This is a genomic window from Brevibacterium aurantiacum, from assembly GCF_007558825.1.
GTDB classification, from domain to species: domain Bacteria; phylum Actinomycetota; class Actinomycetes; order Actinomycetales; family Brevibacteriaceae; genus Brevibacterium; species Brevibacterium aurantiacum_A.
This window is the reverse complement of the sequence record NZ_VLTK01000015.1, coordinates 67214-84348: the sequence shown is the minus strand read 5'-3', so window position 1 is coordinate 84348 and position 17135 is coordinate 67214. Positions and strand designations below refer to the sequence as shown.

Sequence of the window (17135 nt, the reverse complement as noted above, 5' to 3'; positions counted from 1 at the left end):
CATCATGGCAATCACCGTCTATTCCTCGCCGAGTTGCTCCCAGTGCCGCATGACGAAGCACATCCTCGAACGCGACGGCATCATCTACACGCCCGTCGACCTGAGTACTGATCTCGACGCACACCGCTTCGTTACTCGTGAACTTGGCTACAAGCAAGCACCCGTCGTGTACGCCGTGTTCCCCGACGGGCACGTCGAACACTGGACCGGACTCAGGCCGGACCTGCTGCAGAAGTACATCGACGCATTCGCCCAGGAGGTAGCGGCATGAGCGACCACAGCATCATCATCGACATGCGGTATCCGCAGAGCAGCACATTCGAATGCAAGGCACCGAACGGAACACCCTGTCATGCGTCGTGGGAATGCGAGTGCGAAACCATCTGGGGATATCGCCGCCTCGGAGGAAACCCCGTGCACGATACCACCATGGAGGGCGCAGAGGGCCTGGGCAACGAGATCCACGTCGGCTATTTCGACAGCACCCAGTGCAACCTCACCGAGTGGCACGACAACCAAGACGAAGCCGTGGAAGGCACGGTGCGCGTCGACGTGAAGCCGGTCAGCGAGATCGACTGCGTGACGTTCACGGCCACGGCTGCGCGAATCGAGAAAGACTCATGACCAACAGCATCGGGTACGCGAACCCCGCGGCCGTCAGCTTCGGCACCATTTCACTCGAAGCCCTGAGAATCACTGACACCGACCGGGCCGCCGCGAGGCGCCTCATCGAGCAGCACGCACCGAGAGAAGCACATACGGAACTATGCGACATGCTCGGGCTCGAACCACCACGACCACAGGAGGCCTGAACAATGGCACGTGAGTACGCGAAACTCCTCACCCGCATTTGGGCGAACGGGGACTTCAAGGCTCTTCGCGCCTCAGACCAGCGACTGTACTTCCAGCTCATCTCCCAACCAGACATCTCCATGTGTGGCGTCGTCACCCTCGCGGAGAAACGCTGGTCCCTTCAAGTCGCCGACCAAGACGAAGGTCAAATCTCTGACTGCCTCGCGTCTCTTGAGTCGTCCAGATTCGTCGTCGTCGACCGCGGCACGCAGGAAGTCCTCGTTCGCTCATATATCCGCTCAGACGAGGCGTGGAAGTCTCCGACGACGATGAAGGGCATCGACTCGTCGGTGCGGGCTGTCCTGTCTGAAAGTTTGAAGGCTGTGCTGCGTGATGAGCTCATTCGAATCGACACTTCGAAGCTCTCGGTCAGGGTCAGTGAGAAGACCGGACAGTCGACGAAGGACTACGTCGAGGGCGTGATAAGGGTCATCGCGGACGATTTCAAAGCCCTATCGCAAGCCCCTACCGAAGGGGCATGCCAAGGGGCATCGGATACCCCTACCCAAGGGCATAAACGAAATCTGCACACAACAGAACCAGAACCAGCACCTACACCAGCAACAGCACCAGCACCAGAAACATCTTCTTGTCGACAGTCGCAAGCGACGGACGACGAGCCGAGACTACGACCCGATGTTGACGATCTTCTCGACCTCCTCGACGCCGAGATCGAAGCCAACGGCAACAAGATCCCAACTCGCACGAAACGAAATCACGACGACATGCGACTCCTCATTGACCGCGACCAGTACACGACCGATCAGATCCGCTACGTCATCGGCTGGTGCCAGCACGACAACTTCTGGAAAGCGAACATCCTGTCTCCGAAGAAGCTCCGCGAGAAGTTCCCGCAGCTCGTCGCACGCATCAAGGCGGAGCAGGAGCGACCATCCGAGCGGGGACAAGCCCGCAACCGAGCAGATGAACGCGGAGACCAGAGCCGAGCCGTCATCGAGAACCTGCGCCGCATGGAAGAACAGCACACCCAAGCCATCCAAGGAGAACTGCTATGAGACTCAGCGAAGCCGGCGAACTCCTCGCCCTCATCAAGGCATACGACAACCGAAGCTTCAACGAGGAGACCTCCGCTGCCTGGTACGACCTCCTGGGCCCTTACACACTCGCCGAGGCCAAGCACGCGGTGAAAAAACACTTCTACGAATCTACCGAGTACCTGGTGCCCGCCCACGTCGTGCGGATCATTCGCACCGAACGCAAGACCCGCCTGGCGAAGGTCGAGACGATCGTTCCCAACCGCGCCGACATGACCGACACAGCCACCGAGCTCGCCACGACCAAGGCACTCACTAAGGCCGTCGCATCCGGTGCGCTCACTCCTGAGCAGTACGAGGACTACCAGCGAGGCGAAACGCCCTGGGTCGACTACAAGCGAGGACTGCTGGCGCTGCGAGGCGCGGCATGATTCCGCTCATCATCACCGCCGCGCTCGTCCCCGCCGCAATCATCCTCGAACCACATGTGGAGTCATGGGCGACACGAAAACGTCTCACAGAGGCGCACAGGGCCTCATCGTCACCCCCTGAGAGCCGTTCAACAATCGGCAACCCCCTGCAAAATAAGGTGCCAGAGCAGCGTGTCGAGGGTGGCAACGCCTTTACGGAGAGGAGCAAGCTACGACCATGAACTCGCTACCCGGAAACCCGCACCACTATGAGGCGAACACTGACGCACCGAACGGTGACTACCAAGTCGCTCAGGCGCTTCTGGCTCTCGCGCATGAGAAACGCACCGAGAACCTCATCGCATGGCGTCGGCAATTGATGCTCCTCGCGCTCGATGCGCAGGCTTCCGATGTGGGCGGGATCATCAACGAACGCCTGGGACTGAACGGAGGCGACGATGAGCGATGCACGCAAGCATCGGCGGAAGCTACAGGTCCAGTTCCACAGCGACTTCACCCGGCATAACCGCGACCGTGATGCCCGCCCGCCCCATCACCACCCCTACGAACTCTTCGCCGGCGTCGATCTGTTTCGCGAGACGCCGAGCAAACCCCCGGTTGACGTAGCCGTAGATGTGTTTCGAACCAGGACGAGCGACAGCAATCGCATTGGGATCGTACTTGTTCTCGGGCTCCCGCCGAAGGTCAACATGTTCGCCAACCTTCAACCGTGCTGCGGGGTAGTTCTTCCACCCTCGAACGTTCAGGTAGAAGATGCCGAGCCTCGCCAGGGCCAGGTTGCCGGGGGCGGGCTGCTTACCGGACTCTTCACTGACGAACCGGTACTCGCCTTCGCGACGTTCGACTCGGAAAGCGAGTGTTCCAGCGAAGTCACGAACCAGTTCAGAATCAGCTTCTTCTTTCGACAGCCACGTTTCGCTGGTCGAAGCGCCGCTATTGGTCAGATCGGAGGTATTCGGTGCAACGGCGTCGACAGGCTGTCGAGGACTTGATGGCGCCAGGAATTTCGCCACTAACCAGCATATAAGGGCAATGCCCAGTAGGACGCCTACTACCTCCCACATGAGGAGACCTCCATGTCTGCCATAGTTGGGATTACAATCTGCTGCCTCGGTTTGTAACGACAAGGCGAAACAAAAATTCTCCACTTCCCGTCTGTTCACTATTTCAGGCTTTCCTGAGGAGTCGGAACGGAAGCCTTGCAAGGGAAGCCACTCAGTAAGTGGAAAGTGGCATAACTATACGCACCCATCATGTGAATCGACCGTTAAAGCAGGAGATGGAGGCAAATGATCCTCGGGGAATCGATGAATTGGATCTAAGGATCAACTAGGGGTATAAATCTGACTACTAAGACAGCCAGAACAGAATAGAAAGCAGGGGGAATAGGTGATGAGCTGGGAGGCAGAGGCGGCAAAAATCGCGGGTCATAGCTACCCAGAGCCGGAGTTCGACGTGTTTGGTTATTCATACTCGTTGGATGCATTGCGTGAACACAAACGGGAAGCATTCGTTGACGGTGCGCGATGGCAACGAAGCACACTCAAAAGCGACGAGAGCGTCGAACGCGTTCGAGCATACCTACACGACACCGTCGGCATAGAAGCCGACGACGAGACTTCCCGCGAACTGGTCAACGCGTTGCTTACGGGGTCCTGAGACGGTCAAGCGGCATCGGCTGCTCGCCCACCGATGGTCGACGGCGGGATGAGATGGCTTTGACGATGAGTGCTCGAGCGTGCCAGGGCCAGACAATCAACAGTTTCTCCAAAAGACTAATAATCAAGTTCTCCTCGCTTCTCGTGTCTCAACAGAACATGTTCTGGCCCCGGGGATTAACCCGGGGCCAGAAGGGGAGGCCGTGTGCGGGCCCGCTTCGTTTTCACCGTCATTGTGGCGTCACTGCCGCGCATCATGCGTCGAGCACACAGTTAGGAAGAATGGCGGGCGCGACCACACGGCTGCATAGATCAATCTAGATACGGAAAGGTTTTACCTCCTTTCGTCGGTGGTGTCAGCGTCCTTAAGCCGGGGAGGAGAACGCTGACAAGCGATAACTCGGCGAGCGGCAACCTGGGATCCTAAGGTACTAAGCGACCTGAATTGGCGCCACGGGTCGGGACGCCTGAAGACCCGACACCCGCAGCGAATCATGACCCGTGGCTCCCTGTTCGCGTGATGACTTTTGTCTAGGTCACGCAGTTCGCGGTCGCCGAGGACGATCGCCCAGAACGCAGCATCGATACCCAGCTGGTCATCTGGCGCATACGTGTTCTGCATGACAACACACCACCTGCGGGCACTATGCGCTAATGGCTGCCGGTTCAGCAGAACCCGAGTTGATAGCGATCTTGCGAGGCTTCGCTGACTCCGCGACGGGAATACTGAGTGTGAGCACGCCGGCGTCATAGTCCGCCGTGATATTGCTTGTATCGAGGTTGTCGCCGAGGACAAGCTGACGGCTGAAAGTTCCGCGGGGCCGCTCAGCAGCGACTGAAGACTCCCCATGGTCGGGGGCGGGCCGTTCGGCTTTGACGGTGACGACGTTGTTCTCAACGTCGAGGTCGATGTTGTCAGGATCGATTCCTGGTAAGTCGAGTTCGACGCGGAAGGTGTCGCCGTCGCGCCAGGCGTCCATGGGCATCATTACGGGGCGGGCAGTTGTGCCGGTGGCTCCGAAGATTTCTCTGCTCAGGCGTTCGACTTCTCGGAATGGGTCTGTGCGCATCATGATCATTGCTGAAACCTCCTTAACTCGATAGTGAAAACTTTCCAGATGATATGATCTATATCATCTGATGCACATATATTTAGCTGATAGAAGATACTTCGTCAAGAGGACGGGAGGAAAACTTTTGGAAGAGTTCTTCGCTGTGGTTGGTGCGTCCCGCGGACGTACCTTCTCTATCTCTGTGGTCGCGGAAATGACAGGCATGGGAGTGCAGACGCTACGCCAGTACGAGTCACGGGGGCTCGTCGCACCATCCCGTACGAATGGGGGCACTCGTCGGTACAACCGAGGAGACATTGCGCGATTGCGGAGGGTGCGAGAGCTGGTTGACATGGGGGCAAACCTCGCTAGCATCGGAATCATTCTCGATTTGCAGGATGAGAACGACTCGCTTCGGTACGAATTGAGGAGGACGCAATGACGACGGAAAACAACCGACCCGGTATCGAAGTACCCGAGCCGGACTGGTCCGAACAACTTATCGACGATGCCATGCGTCTCGATGCTGAGAGTCTCGACGAGCCAGAGCTTGGCGCCGACACAATTCGCGAAGCAGATCCGGGTGACATTGCCGAACAGACCATCGGCGTGGAAATCGACGACGAAGACGGATACGACGAATCCGCGCCGATCTAAAGTCAGTAACCGTGTCCAGCTACAGCCTGAAGCTGCAGTATTCTTTCCATCGACTCTGCCGCTGGCTGCTCGACAGCGGACGATACGTGCGCTCAGGGGAACAACGCAGCGCACGAGCGAGCATGCCGCTGGGGCTTCGTGTTATCGGGGATAGCGGGCCGGAACTGGTGAAACTTCAGCGCGGATAGTGATCAGGATGAGATTCAATTGTGCTCTGCATCAACTTTAACGATCACACCGGACGTGAACCACTGGACGAGAGTGGCCGCGAGAATCACTGCGGCCCGTGCTTCATTAAGGGTCGCGTCCTTGTAGTCTGCGCTGCCATGTCGGCTACCGTGTCCTCTCCACAGAGTCCGAAGCATTGCAGCGAGTGTCTTGCCACCCGGTGCCTTCTCATTGTCACGGAAGACCAGCTGCCACTTCGGTTTAGGAGACTCAAGTATCGAGAACAAATTTGCCATTGTCGGTTCATCGGTACCTGCGTCGATCACCGAGAGCGCAGCAATCTCTACTGCAACAACTGCGTGGAAAAAGGCGGTCGATGCCCTCGGAGCGACTCCATACGCGTCATGCCAGGCCTCTTGCAATTTGATCGAGGCTGAGTCTTGCGCGGACAACGCCGGCCGGACGGAATTCATGACACCGGGAGCAACTCGACGCGCCAAACGATTCGCGTTCGTACCCCACGGCATAATCGTCCAAGCGGAGCCACCGTTACTCAAGCTATTCTCAAGCTCCTCGTTAGAACTGCGGTACCGCGATCGAGAGAGAGCAAAGTCGATTATATTCGTGAAATCTTCGTCATCCAGCGTGCGGATGTGGGGCAGTATCGTATTCCTCCAGTCGTGATAACCGCCAGATTGAAAACCTATTGAATCCCTATACGAGTTCTGAAACTCAACGAAGAAGTCAGCGTAGACCCAACCGCCATTGACTTTCGCCTGCTTTGCCAGCCACGGGAAAACCGCCTCCCGCAGATAACTAGGAAATTCTTCGTTGAGTATGTCTTCGCGTCCAGTCGGCACCACCGGCCGCCACTTTTCATCCTCATTCATCCCAGCATCCTATCCCGGAAAACTACTTCCGTACCCGCGTGTCGGCACTTCTAACTCCTTTACGCGGACGCGCATGCTACGGGCATGATAGTTCGCAATCTCTCCGCCGAGGCCCTTGGGAAGACCGTCACCCTCCCGACGCTCGCCGCCCTCGGACGATGCTCACGCGGCATCCTTCACGACATCACCCTCAATAAGAGCAACGACACAAGTACGTTGACCATTGGTAATCACGTCCACTCGGTTCCGAACGGTGCCACCATCTACGTCACCACCGAACTGAGTGGACTCTGATGGCGAGCAACGGACCAAACAAGAACATTGACCGCACCGGGTGGGATAAGACCCGCTGCTGGGCGAAATCACGCCGCTCCGGCAACCAATGCCAGAACAGGCCCATCAAGGGCTCCAGCCACTGCCGCATGCACGGAGGCTCGACTCGAGTCGCCAAGGAAGCCGCCGCCCGCACTGTCGAGCAAGAGAAGCTCACTCGCGTTGCTCGTCGCCTCGGCACACCCCACACCGACCTCGACCCGGCACAAGCACTCCTGGACCTGGTCGCGTCGAAGGCCGGGGAGGTCGAATGGTTGCGGCACCAGGTCGAACTCCTCGAGACCGACGGTGAACTGTGGTGGGGGACCACGAAGCACACTGAGGGTGTGAACTCGCAGGGCATGATCGACGAGACCACCACGGAAGCCCGCCAGCACATCGTTTACACGCTCCTGCACAAAGCGCAGGACCAGCTCGCACGGTATGCGGGCGAAACACTCAAGGCCGGCGTGGATGAACGGCAAGTCCGCATCGCCGAGAGGACCGGCGAACAGTTCGAAGCCGTCATCACCGCCCTGTTGCCCGCGATCGGTGCCACACCCGAGCAGATGAAGCTTGCGGCCGCCGAGATCCCGAAGATCCTCCGCAACGTCGGGGGAGGCCCCAAATGACGATCCAGCAGGTCCAAGCCCAACGCGAACGCATCCGCCGCGCAGCCGGCCTCCTCGCAGTCGAACACCACGCAGCAGGATCCACACCCAGCGGCATGACCATCAAAGCCCACGCGCAGTCCATCTACGACGACGGCATTCACCAAGCCGAGAACACCGCCGGTGCGGGTGCGATGACTTGGGTGGCCGCCGCGGAACTCATCGCCAACACCTATGAACGACTAGTCACCGATATGCAGAAAGCAGGACGACCATGAACGATAACCCGTGGCTGCCGATCGACACCATGCCGCTGTCCACCGTGGGCGCGGATGTTGACGTGAAAGAGTCCCAGCGCCTCTACTCCAACGTGCACGTGACCGGCATCCGGTACGAACGCGAAGTTGTCGAAGAACTATTCATGTCCGGCGCGGCACCACAAATCAGTATCGGACGGATCGCCGACTTCACCATCACCCACACCACCGGCACCATCCGGGCCACGTTGAAAGCCGAATGGAGACCACATGCCTGAACCGGCACCAGCCCAGCTCATCCGCAACCTGTGCGACCAGGTCTCCGACGCCATCGAGACCATCGAACCAACAGCACCCATCTCCCAATACGGGGCCAGCGAAGGCAGCGGGGGCACCGGACAGATCAAGTACCCCATGACAGACGCCATGCTCGAAGCCCGCTCCCAACTCAAGGGCGTACTCGTCTCCTGGACTCTCCTGGTGGCCGAAGAGAAGCCCGACACCATCGACTGCAAAGATGAACCCACAAGCATTGCCGCATGGCTCTACCAGCGCGCAGGCTGGCTCGCCCTGCATCCCGCCTGCTCTGACCTCATCATGGAACTCAGAGAGGGAATCTCGGGCCTTCTCGCCGTGATGGACCGCCACATCGACGACCGACGGTTCTGCGGGTGGCATAACGGCAAACCCGTCTATGCCCGACATGATCAGACTCAGGTGGTTGTCGACGGCGCTGTTTATACCCCGAATGAGGGCCAGGACCGGCTCAAGGTACAGACGGCCAGTATGGATCTCACCGCGAAAGATTGCGCTGCAGTCCTCATGCAGGTCCACGGGATGAAGATCACGCCGAGGCAGATTCTCAAGATGCTCGAGGTCGACGAGCGCGATCGACAGTCAGGGAAGCTGGGCGAGCACGAAGGATTATCCCCAGTGGGTCAGGATGGAGACTGGAACACGGCGCCGCTGTTATTCCGATTCGAGGAAGTCCTCATCAGGGTGGGAAAGTCCCGGCGTGTTTCTGGACTACAGGCGAGTTAGGGGATAGTCTTTCAGATAGATGGGTTGAAGTCTCTCCGGAGGTTCGGTCCATCTTTCGCATTCACGGGGTGTTTACTACCTTTCTACCCGGCGAATGCGTTCCCCGCCCCCGTTGCAGCCGCGACTTCATTCACCGCTGGCTCCGGGGGCTTCAAGCTTCCCGCTGCTGTCCAGTGAACGGCTACTCACCGGACGCCAGCGGAAGACACACCAGCCACCGGCACCGGGATTCGCTACCTCGCCGTGGTTCGAGTTTCCCGTACTCGACTCAAAGCGGGGTAAACGTCAACACAGGAGGTGCGCCGTGTCCATCGACTGGATGACGGCGCTCGCCGACAAGCTGGAAACGCAAACCGGGCCGAAATGGGAATCACCCGGAGAACTCGCCCGAGTCATCACTCCCAACACCCTCCAGACTCCGGCACTCGACCTCATCGACCAAGCCCTCATCGACTGCTACACCACCGACGACGCCCGTCTCATCATCAGCATGCCACCGCAAGAAGGCAAGAGCACCAGGGCAGCGAAAGACTTCCCCATCTGGGCACTTACCCAAGACCCGGACACACGCATCTTCTCCGCGTCCTACTCGCAGCGACTCGCCGAACGCAACAGCCGCTCCATTCGCAACGCCATCGCCGAACACCCTGAACTCGGAGTTAGCCTCCAAGAGGGCAACAAGTCCGTGCAGGAATGGAAGATCCAGGACCACATCGGCGGCGTGTACTCCACGTCCATCGGCGGCTCGGGCTCCGGTCAACCAGCCGACCTCATCATCATTGACGACCCAATCAAGGACCGCAAGGAAGCCGACTCGGCGACCGAACGGGAAAACGTCTGGGACTGGTGGACCGATGTCGCAGTTGCCCGCCTCGCACCCGGCACCTCCGTCGTCGTCATCCTCACACGCTGGCACGACGACGACCTCGCCGGCCGCCTACTCAAACAGACGGACTCGGACTGGAAGTTCCTTAACATTCCTGCCCGCGCAGACCATCGCCCCGAGAAGGGCGAGTCGGACATCCTCGGCCGCGAGCCCGGGGAGTACATGATCTCCGCACGTGGGCGCACGCAGAAGCAGTGGGCGCAGCGTGAGAAGGAATCCGGGCCGCGCACATTCGCCGCCTTGTATCAGGGCCGACCGACACCAGACGATGGCGGTGTGTTCCCACCAGAGGAGGGCTGGGCACGCTATTCGCAGCCCCCGTGGATTGAACGACCCGACGGTTCGCGCATCATCCCTGGCCTGGCCGAGAACGGTTACGAGCTCATCCAATCCTGGGACATGACGTTCAAGGACACCAAGGGCTCAGACTTTGTTGTCGGTCAAGTGTGGTTGCGCGTGGGTATCAACGCGTACCTTCTCGACCAGGTTCGTGACCGTCTGAACTTCAATGCCTCCGTCGACGCAGTGAAAGCCATGACTGCGAGGTGGCCGCAAGCCGGCGCGAAGATCATCGAGGACAAGGCGAACGGCCCCGCGGTGATGACGAATCTCGCGAAGACTGTTCCCGGCATGATCCCGATCGAACCCGAAGGTTCCAAGCTGGCGCGTGCCAACGCGATCAGCCCCTTCGTGTTCGCACAGAACGTGATTCTCCCTGAAGCTGCTCTGCTTCCAAACGTCACTGAGCTGCTGGGCGAAGCGACGGCGTTCCCGAACTCCGCGAACGACGACACGATCGACGGATTGTCCCAAGCAATCTCTTACCTGTTGCTCCACGACCTCATCGACCAGGACCAACTTGTCGCTGAGGAATGGGCGGATGACGCCACACCAATCAGCTACTTCTAACCCGAAGGGAGGCCCGCATGGGTGTACTCAATTGGCTTGGCCTCCAAGAAGCAGCAGATCCGGAAGTGAAGCGACTGAAAAGCGAAGTCGACACGCTGGCGTTCAAACTAGAAGAATCCTACGACCAGTTATCTCGAATGTTCAGTGAAGATGCCGGCTGGTCTCGCATCGGCCAGGAAACCGAGAAGGATCTCACCCCCGAGGGGCGCAAGCGTTCCGCGCAGATGTGTCGCGTCATGGCCATCGCCAACCCCCTCGTCGCTCGCGCTATCGCTGTCCGCACTGGATACGTTCACGGCAACGGCGGTATTGGAGTGCAGGCCGCTGATGGGAAAGAGCTCGGCACACAGGACGTGAACAAGGTCGTCCAGGCGTTCCTTGATGACCGGGGCAACCGTTCCGCGTTCACTGGGGCCCAGTCTCATGAGGAGCTTGAAAAGCAACTGTCGACCGACGGCAACATGTACACGATCCTCTTCACGGACCCGAAGACCGGATTCGTTCGTGTGCGTACCCTCGACCCCCTCGAAGTCACCGACATCCTCATGAACCCCGAAGACGCATCAGAACCGTGGTTCTACCGCCGCGATTACGTTGAGTCCCGCATCGGGGAACGCACAGCCCGGGTCACCACTCGTCAGCGTACCGTCTGGTATCCGGCACTGAACTACGACCCAACAAAGAAGTTCCCCGTCATTGATGGTGAACCCGTCGACTGGTCTGCCTCGGTTTACCACACGGCCGTGAACCGGACGGGCAAGTTCGGTCTCGGCGACGCCCACCCAGCCCTACCCTGGGCAAGGGCCTACACGAGCTTCCTTGACGACTGGGCGAAGCTCATGAAGTCCCTGGCCCGCATCGCGTGGAGAATGTCGGGCAAGAAGTCCGGCGCCCAGCAAATGCGGTCCCAACTCAACAGCCTCACTGAGGCCGGGGGAGTCGCCGGCATGGATGCTGGCACGCAGCTCGAAGCCGTCCCAAAGACTGGCGCAACCATGGACGCAGAGTCCGGTCGACCCTTGGCGACGATGGTAGCTGCCGCCTTCGGCATCCCAGTCACGACACTCATGTCCGACCCCGGACAGACCGGCGCCCGTGCAGTCGCCGAGACACTGAACCAGCCCACACGGCTTTCCATGCAGTCCCGTCGGGATGTGTGGACCGAAACATATCGGGCGATCCTCAACCACGTCATCGACCAAGCCGTCCTCGCACCACAGGGACCGCTCAAGGGCGGCGTCACCGTGGACCCGTATACGCAGCAGCGAGAGATCTCACTGGGTAACCCCGATGATCGCACGATCACGTTCTCCTGGCCTGAGCTAGATGACACTCCCATTGACCAGATGGTCAAGGCCATCGTCGACGCGGACGCCACACAGAAGCTTCCACCCTTGGAGACTATGCGACTCCTGCTCCGCGCACTCGGCGTGCGGGACGTGGACGAGATCCTCGAAGCGTGGACAGATGATGCCGGGAACTTCATTGACCCGAACACATCGGCAGGCGATGCCGCGGTCGATGCGTTCAACCGTGGTGAGAATCCAGCCGAGGCGCTTAAGAAGAAGTAGAGGAGGTGCCGGCGTGGCAATCAACGAACTCACGCTACGCCGGGCCTCCGAACTCCGAGCAGTCGTCGACGACTACGTCGATGCCTCTACCCGGGCGCTGACTGCACGGTGGGCGCAAGCCTGGCAGGAGATCGCCCAAGAGTGGCAAGACACCATCGCCGTCGTGCTGGCCCGTCGTGCCGCTGGTGAGCCACTCACCCCGGCACAGATCACCCAGCTCGCTCGCACCCAACGAGCACTCGCCATGACCGCCTCGAAGCTACAGGAACTCGCCGCCGAGATCGGGCCACTGCTCGAGGATTCGATCCGCGAAGTCGTCGAGCGCACCGCGGACCTCACCACCTCGGTGGCGGCATCCCAGATGCCGCCCGTCGATTCCAAGCTCCTCCCATCGTTCACCCGCGTTGACCAGCCAGCACTTGAACAGATCATCGAACGAAGCCTCGGCCAGATCCAGGCATCATCGCTGCCACTGGCCGACGACGCGATCGACGCCATGAAGTCCGCACTGATCCGGGCCGTCCCCAGCGGCTGGCATCCCGACCGTGCAGCCAGGGAAATGCTCAAGCGCACGCGATCGAGCTTCAACGGTGGACTGACTCGCGCAATGCGTATCGCCCGCACTGAACAGCTGGACGCACACAGAGCCGCGAACCGGGCACAGAACATGGCCAACCCTGCCGTGACCGCAGTCGTCTGGCACGCCGAACTCTCATCCCGCACATGCCCGTCCTGCCTTGGTAAGCACGGCTCAGAGTACCCACCCGATACCCCGGGCCCATTTGATCACCAGAACGGACGCTGCACGTTCATCCCGAAAACGAAGTCCTGGGCAGACCTCGGCTTTCCCGACATTGAGGAACCACCCGACCTCACACCCAGTGTCACGGACTGGATGGAAACGAACCCCCATGACGCCATCGCTGCCCTCGGCCCCGACAGGTACCGGATGCTCCAAGACGGACAGATTGCACTCCCTGATCTCACCAAGCGCGTCGACAACCTGGCCTGGCGACCCTCATACCAAGCGACCTCACTCGCAGACCTCCGCAGGAAGGCGAACCCATGACCCAGATCAAGGAATCCGGCACCCTCACCAAAGAAGGCGGCCGCTGGCTCATACAAGCCATCTCACCCGGCAAGGGCAGCTCCGGATCCTACCCACAAGAAGTGCTCGAAGCAGCCGCAAAAGATCGAGTCTTCCCTGCCGGGACCATGATGATGGTCGACCACGCCACCGAAGCACAGGACTGGGAACGCCCCGAAGGATCCATCAAGGATCTCGCCGGCGTCCTCACCGAAGACGCTCGCTGGGACGACAAGCACGGCGCTCTCGTCGCTGAGGCGAAGATCTTCGAACACTGGCGGCCCATCCTCGAATCCATGCGCGAGGAAATCGGCATCAGCATCCGCGCCTCCGGTGAAGTCGAAGAAGCTGACGGTGGCCGCATCGTGAAGCGCCTCGTCGAAGGCCGCTCAATCGACTTCGTAACCCGTGCAGGCCGTGGCGGTCGTGTCCTCGAAGTCCTCGAATCCCAGCGCCCGTCCACCCTCGACGAAATCGCGGAGATCTTCCGCCCAAACACACCTGCCTCGGCCCCGGCTGAGGAGGATCACATCCATTCCGAAACGAAGGAGGCAGCCGCAATGGCTGACGAAATCACGGATACCAGCCGGGTCGACGAAGCCGACTCGCAGAAGCCCACACCACCCAACAGTGGCGGTGGCAACGGCGCCGGCAGTGAACTCGAGCGACTCCGCAAGGAGAACGCCGAACTCAAGGCCGAAATCGCCCGACTCAAGGCCGCCAAGGCGAAGGAAGCCCGCCGCGCTGAGGTCGCGAACGTCGTCGAGGAAGCATTCGACGGAGTCGACCCCGGCATGGTCAAGGACCTGCTCATCGACCGACTCGCCGAATCCGACGCCACCGGGGACGACCTGATCAAGGAGGCCCGGACATTCGCCGAGGACTACAAAACCAAGACAGCCGGTACCGGTCAGGTTCGTGGTCTGGGAGAGTCCCGACCCATCACCACCGACACCACTGCCACCGAAGCTGAGCTGCCGTCGTACGACGAACTCACAGCCCTGAAGGGAGCCTGACATGGCGAAGAACCAGAAGTACCCCGAGAACAAGCACATCGCCCTCACCGCCGACAAGGCCTACAAGTCCGGTCAGGCTGTCGCGATCGGCGCCTACCGGGGTGTCGCCCTCATCGACGCCGAACAGGGCGACCGAGTCACCGTGTGGCTCGACGGCTCCTGGGAGATCGACGTCACCGGTGCCCTCACCGAAGGGCAGGTCGTCTACCTCGGCTCCAGTGGTCTCACCGCAACCGCGAACGACACCCCTTGGGGTGTGTCGAACCAGGCCAAGGCCACCGGCACCGGCCCCGCCGAAGTCGCACCGTTCGGTGCCGTCCCGCCCGCCCCTGCTGGCGCCTGACCCCACCACACTCTTAGGAGATAACAATGGAACTTGATCTGCTGGCTGAGGCGGAATTCCGCACAGCCCCCAACATGAAGCAGAAGGTGCTCAGCGCCGCGAAGCTGTTCAACGAAGCCCAGAAGGGCACCAACCTGGCCCTCGCGCAGTTCCGTGAGGCCATGTCCACCAGCGACTTCCCGATCCTCCTGTCGAAGGGGTTCGAAGTCGAAGCCATCCAGGCTCAGAAGGACGCCGTCAAGGAGTACGAAGCGTTCGCGATCGAGAAGAAGGTTCCCGACTTCCGACCGAAGAAGCTGCGCGACCTGTTCGGCAACACCGAATTCGACCCCGTCGGCGAAGGTGAAGAGTACAAGGCTGACACCCTCGACGAACTCGAGGTCGAGTACAAGGTCGGCAAGTTCGGTCGCCGCTTCGGGTACACGTGGGAGCTCGCCCTGTCCGGTGATTTCACCGACATGGCTGACTTCCCTCGCCGCCTCGGTAACGGTGCTACGGAGCGTTCGAACCGGAATGTGTTCGAGACGTTCGTGTCGGAGACCGGACCGCGTGCCGACTTCTTCGCCGCGGTGGACAACAAGCCTCTGTCGCCGGAGAACCTGCAGGCCGCTGTCGAGTCGTTCGCGCTGAAGGAAGACCACCGTGGCGACCTCGTCGACACCACGGGTCTCGTGCTTCTCGTGCCGCCGTCCATGCAGATTGAAGCGAACCGCATCATCAACGCGGACGTTCTCAAGCTGAAGGTCACCGAGGGCACCAAGGAGACGACCACGGAGATGCAGAACCCGTTCCGGGGTCTCGTTACTGTGCAGGTCGCGAAGTGGCTGGTCAAGATCGACAAGTCCGACAAGCGTGCCAAGACCTGGTACCTGCTGGCGAACAAGTCCAGCGACCACCCGGCAGTCATCCACTCGCAGCTCATCGGCCACGAGAACGTGGACATTCGCACCAAGCGCGACCAGGGCAACCGGGTCGGCGGCGGCGAGATCCCGTTCGAGGAAGGCTCCTACCACGACGACACGATCGACTTCCGCGGTCGTTCCGTCGACGGTGCCGCGAAGGGTCTGCAGGATGTCGACGGTAAGGCGCTCGTCGCCTACGCCTCCACCGGCACTGCGGCCTGACCCCAACTGAGCACGGTCCCCGCTCCGCACTGACTGCCATCGTGTGGGGCGGGGAACGGCACGACGAAGGAAGTTGTAATGGTCGACTACAAGGAACCAGTGCAACAAGTCCGGCTCCTCACAGGGGATTTGGACGAGGGTGAGAACCAGATCTTCACCGACGATCAACTAAAAGGCTTCCTCGGCATCACCGACGGCTCAGTCCAACGTGCCGCCGCGGATGCCATTGACGTGATCGCCTCGTCTGAGGCTCTGATCTCCAAGGTCATCTCCACCCAGGACAGATCTACCGACGGTGCGAAGGTTGCTGATGCTCTGCGAAAGCACGCGGCTGCACTCCGGCAACGGGCCAAGGAAGAAGAGGAAGTCGCGGAACTCGAATCGTTCTTCACTGCGTTCGACCTCACCGGGCCCGGACGCCAGGAGAGTGAGGAGATGCGGTTATGAGTCCGCTCCCCGCACGAGGACGCCTCAAGGTCATTCCGGATGGGTGGAGCGCACATGCGCGTCCCACCGCCTACGGGTTCCTCACTGGGGACTGCAGTGCTTTCACAGTCAGTCCTCCGGGTGATTGGACTCCCGGTGGCGCTGGTAGTCCCAGTTATGCCTCCAAGTGGGAACATGCACCGTGTTCGGCCCAGTTCCTCACCCAATCATCCAGACCAGTCACGGTCGCCGACGGCGTTGAGATCATCGCATCCCACCGGATCAGCGTCCCCATCGCCTCAACATGGTTGCACTACGGGGACACAATCCAGATCCTCGACAACCCCGACGACCCGGCACTGAACGGTCGCGAATTCCAGGTGCTCGTAGCCGAATCCGGAACCACGAACTGGACCAGGGACTACCTGTGCCAGGACGTCAACGGACAGGAAGCGAGGGCCGCGTAATGGCCGACGACTTCGCCAGCCTCAGCGCCGACCTGCGCAACGCCGGGGAGAAGGCTCAGAAGATGGCCGGAGATGCTGTCGCGAAAACCGCGGCTGACATCACGAACGACGCGAAGGTCTTCGCGCCCGTCGATACCGGCAACCTCAAGAACTCCATCGGGTACGACCTCAATGAGGACGGTGGGGGAGTAGGTGCCGAGATCGGCCCTACGGCCTCGTACGGAATTCATCTTGAGCATGGGACTTCAGTGATGGCGCCACAGCCCTTCTTGGGTCCGGCGTTCGATCGTCGCGCTCCTGGTTTCGAGAAGGCCATGGAGTGGTTGATGGGGGAGGTGATCTGAACGGACATCATCACCCTCAACACGTGGACGCTCAACCA

Annotated in this window: 26 protein-coding genes; 23 read left to right on the top strand and 3 right to left on the bottom strand. The window is 60.3% G+C overall.

Annotated features, from left to right (window positions below):
- Nucleotides 1-4: 4 nt before the first annotated feature.
- The 6 genes from FO013_RS19470 (at nucleotide 5) to FO013_RS19445 (ending at nucleotide 2783) form a co-directional block, all read left to right on the top strand.
- A complete protein-coding gene (locus FO013_RS19470) occupies nucleotides 5-271 on the top strand; it encodes a glutaredoxin domain-containing protein (RefSeq protein ID WP_143924219.1) in 267 nt (88 codons plus the stop codon).
- The gene (locus tag FO013_RS19465) at nucleotides 268-624 is read left to right on the top strand and encodes a hypothetical protein (RefSeq protein WP_143924218.1); all 357 of its coding nucleotides are present in this window, start codon (nucleotides 268-270) and stop codon (nucleotides 622-624) included. Before FO013_RS19470 ends, FO013_RS19465 begins: the two co-directional genes overlap by 4 nt.
- Nucleotides 621-812 (top strand): hypothetical protein, encoded by a 192-nt coding sequence (locus FO013_RS19460; RefSeq protein ID WP_143924217.1) that lies wholly within the window; start codon nucleotides 621-623, stop codon nucleotides 810-812. The genes FO013_RS19465 and FO013_RS19460 overlap by 4 nt, the downstream gene beginning before the upstream one ends.
- Before the next feature lie 3 nt (nucleotides 813-815).
- On the top strand, nucleotides 816-1868 hold the full coding sequence (locus FO013_RS19455) for a hypothetical protein (protein WP_143924216.1): 1053 nt from the start codon (nucleotides 816-818) through the stop codon (nucleotides 1866-1868).
- Complete coding sequence (locus tag FO013_RS19450; protein WP_143924215.1) at nucleotides 1865-2278, top strand: hypothetical protein; 414 nt, start codon at nucleotides 1865-1867, stop codon at nucleotides 2276-2278. Before FO013_RS19455 ends, FO013_RS19450 begins: the two co-directional genes overlap by 4 nt.
- Before the next feature lie 217 nt (nucleotides 2279-2495).
- Complete coding sequence (locus FO013_RS19445) at nucleotides 2496-2783, top strand: hypothetical protein (RefSeq protein WP_143924214.1); 288 nt, start codon at nucleotides 2496-2498, stop codon at nucleotides 2781-2783.
- Here FO013_RS19445 and FO013_RS19440 read toward each other — a convergent pair.
- Nucleotides 2746-3441 (bottom strand): HIRAN domain-containing protein, encoded by a 696-nt coding sequence (locus FO013_RS19440; protein WP_143924213.1) that lies wholly within the window; start codon nucleotides 3439-3441, stop codon nucleotides 2746-2748. The genes FO013_RS19445 and FO013_RS19440 overlap by 38 nt on opposite strands.
- 229 nt (nucleotides 3442-3670) lie before the next feature.
- On the opposite strand from FO013_RS19440, the gene FO013_RS19435 reads away from it, so the two are divergent.
- Entirely contained in the window at nucleotides 3671-3937 is a 267-nt protein-coding gene (locus FO013_RS19435; RefSeq protein ID WP_143924212.1) for a hypothetical protein, read from the top strand.
- Between the two features lie 643 nt (nucleotides 3938-4580).
- Here FO013_RS19435 and FO013_RS19430 read toward each other — a convergent pair.
- Entirely contained in the window at nucleotides 4581-5012 is a 432-nt protein-coding gene (locus FO013_RS19430; protein WP_143924251.1) for an Hsp20/alpha crystallin family protein, read from the bottom strand.
- 64 nt (nucleotides 5013-5076) lie between these two features.
- Between FO013_RS19430 and FO013_RS19425 the strand changes: the two genes are divergently transcribed.
- Both FO013_RS19425 and FO013_RS19420 read left to right on the top strand, forming a co-directional pair.
- Nucleotides 5077-5430, top strand: a complete 354-nt coding sequence (locus FO013_RS19425; RefSeq protein WP_143924211.1) for a MerR family transcriptional regulator — start codon at nucleotides 5077-5079, stop codon at nucleotides 5428-5430.
- Nucleotides 5427-5645: a hypothetical protein gene (locus FO013_RS19420; protein WP_143924210.1), complete on the top strand. Its 219-nt coding sequence runs from the start codon at nucleotides 5427-5429 to the stop codon at nucleotides 5643-5645. Before FO013_RS19425 ends, FO013_RS19420 begins: the two co-directional genes overlap by 4 nt.
- A 203-nt stretch (nucleotides 5646-5848) precedes the next feature.
- Here FO013_RS19420 and FO013_RS19415 read toward each other — a convergent pair whose 3' ends face one another.
- Nucleotides 5849-6703, bottom strand: coding sequence for a hypothetical protein (locus FO013_RS19415; RefSeq protein ID WP_143924209.1), 855 nt, complete (start codon nucleotides 6701-6703; stop codon nucleotides 5849-5851).
- A gap of 84 nt (nucleotides 6704-6787) precedes the next feature.
- Between FO013_RS19415 and FO013_RS19410 the strand changes: the two genes are divergently transcribed.
- The 14 genes from FO013_RS19410 to FO013_RS19350 all read left to right on the top strand — a co-directional run bounded on the left by FO013_RS19410 (nucleotide 6788) and on the right by FO013_RS19350 (nucleotide 17097).
- Nucleotides 6788-6997, top strand: coding sequence for a hypothetical protein (locus FO013_RS19410; RefSeq protein ID WP_143924208.1), 210 nt, complete (start codon nucleotides 6788-6790; stop codon nucleotides 6995-6997).
- Entirely contained in the window at nucleotides 6997-7647 is a 651-nt protein-coding gene (locus FO013_RS19405; RefSeq protein ID WP_143924207.1) for an HGGxSTG domain-containing protein, read from the top strand. Before FO013_RS19410 ends, FO013_RS19405 begins: the two co-directional genes overlap by 1 nt.
- Nucleotides 7644-7904 carry a hypothetical protein gene (locus tag FO013_RS19400; RefSeq protein ID WP_143924206.1) on the top strand — a complete coding sequence of 87 codons (261 nt, stop codon included), beginning with the start codon at nucleotides 7644-7646 and terminating at the stop codon, nucleotides 7902-7904. Before FO013_RS19405 ends, FO013_RS19400 begins: the two co-directional genes overlap by 4 nt.
- Nucleotides 7901-8161, top strand: coding sequence for a hypothetical protein (locus tag FO013_RS19395; protein ID WP_143924205.1), 261 nt, complete (start codon nucleotides 7901-7903; stop codon nucleotides 8159-8161). The genes FO013_RS19400 and FO013_RS19395 overlap by 4 nt, the downstream gene beginning before the upstream one ends.
- Complete coding sequence (locus tag FO013_RS19390; protein ID WP_143924204.1) at nucleotides 8154-8924, top strand: hypothetical protein; 771 nt, start codon at nucleotides 8154-8156, stop codon at nucleotides 8922-8924. Before FO013_RS19395 ends, FO013_RS19390 begins: the two co-directional genes overlap by 8 nt.
- A 304-nt stretch (nucleotides 8925-9228) precedes the next feature.
- Nucleotides 9229-10719, top strand: coding sequence for a phage terminase large subunit (gene terL, locus FO013_RS19385; protein WP_260848281.1), 1491 nt, complete (start codon nucleotides 9229-9231; stop codon nucleotides 10717-10719).
- Nucleotides 10720-10736: 17 nt separating this feature from the next.
- On the top strand, nucleotides 10737-12290 hold the full coding sequence (locus FO013_RS22505) for a hypothetical protein (protein ID WP_186293219.1): 1554 nt from the start codon (nucleotides 10737-10739) through the stop codon (nucleotides 12288-12290).
- A gap of 13 nt (nucleotides 12291-12303) precedes the next feature.
- Entirely contained in the window at nucleotides 12304-13359 is a 1056-nt protein-coding gene (locus FO013_RS19380; protein ID WP_186293218.1) for a phage minor head protein, read from the top strand.
- The gene (locus FO013_RS19375) at nucleotides 13356-14393 is read left to right on the top strand and encodes a hypothetical protein (RefSeq protein WP_143924202.1); all 1038 of its coding nucleotides are present in this window, start codon (nucleotides 13356-13358) and stop codon (nucleotides 14391-14393) included. The genes FO013_RS19380 and FO013_RS19375 overlap by 4 nt, the downstream gene beginning before the upstream one ends.
- Before the next feature lies 1 nt (nucleotide 14394).
- Nucleotides 14395-14736 (top strand): DUF2190 family protein, encoded by a 342-nt coding sequence (locus FO013_RS19370; RefSeq protein WP_143924201.1) that lies wholly within the window; start codon nucleotides 14395-14397, stop codon nucleotides 14734-14736.
- A gap of 26 nt (nucleotides 14737-14762) precedes the next feature.
- Nucleotides 14763-15860: a phage major capsid protein gene (locus FO013_RS19365; RefSeq protein WP_143924200.1), complete on the top strand. Its 1098-nt coding sequence runs from the start codon at nucleotides 14763-14765 to the stop codon at nucleotides 15858-15860.
- 78 nt (nucleotides 15861-15938) lie between these two features.
- Entirely contained in the window at nucleotides 15939-16307 is a 369-nt protein-coding gene (locus FO013_RS19360; RefSeq protein ID WP_143924199.1) for a hypothetical protein, read from the top strand.
- A complete protein-coding gene (locus FO013_RS19355) occupies nucleotides 16304-16753 on the top strand; it encodes a DUF6093 family protein (protein WP_143924198.1) in 450 nt (149 codons plus the stop codon). The genes FO013_RS19360 and FO013_RS19355 overlap by 4 nt, the downstream gene beginning before the upstream one ends.
- A complete protein-coding gene (locus FO013_RS19350) occupies nucleotides 16753-17097 on the top strand; it encodes an HK97-gp10 family putative phage morphogenesis protein (RefSeq protein ID WP_143924197.1) in 345 nt (114 codons plus the stop codon). The genes FO013_RS19355 and FO013_RS19350 overlap by 1 nt, the downstream gene beginning before the upstream one ends.
- The last annotated feature ends 38 nt before the right edge of the window (nucleotides 17098-17135 follow it).